The 550-nt window shown below is 65.6% G+C and carries 1 pseudogene; it reads right to left on the bottom strand.

Going from position 1 to position 550, the window contains the following annotated elements:
* Positions 1-122: 122 nt before the first annotated feature.
* Positions 123-550, bottom strand: a pseudogene (locus tag ACXJKO_RS32080) (hypothetical protein); the annotation flags it as partial.

Genomic DNA, 550 nt, shown 5'->3' with positions numbered 1-550 from the left:
AGCAGCGCAAGCCTGCGATGAAGGTTTGGGTCAGCCAGTGCCCGAACGGCGCCTTGGCGTACAGCCGCTGCCCTTTGGGACAGCGGCCACGCAGGCGTGTCATCCTRGTAGATGTGCCGGTYTCATCSAGAAACACSARMCGATGCGGCTCCTTTCGCATGCGCGGCTGACGCTTCGTGCGCCAATGATCGCGCGCCTGACGTACGTCGGAGCGTCCTTGTTCGCTGGCCCGCAGCGTTTTTTTTGAAGCTGTAGCCTTGGCGAATGAACCAGCGTGCGATGGAGGCGGGCAGGATCTTGGTGCCGCGGGCCGCCAGTTCAGCCGCGAGTTGCGGCATGGTGATGTCATCCTTCTCGCTCACGCGGCGGATGAGGAAGTCGCGGTGCGGATCGAGCTTGGAGTAGCGCCAGCCACCCTCCGGCTTGGGCGCCAAGCTGCCGGTGGCGCGATAGGCCGCCATGAGCCGYACCACGAACGCGACGGAGACCTCGAAGTGGTGGGCGGCTGCGTGGCAGGAATGGCCCGCCTCGACAAAGCGCGCCACCCGGC

This window comes from Microvirga sp. P5_D2 (assembly GCF_054049475.1).
This window is presented reverse-complemented; position numbering and strand designations above follow the sequence as displayed.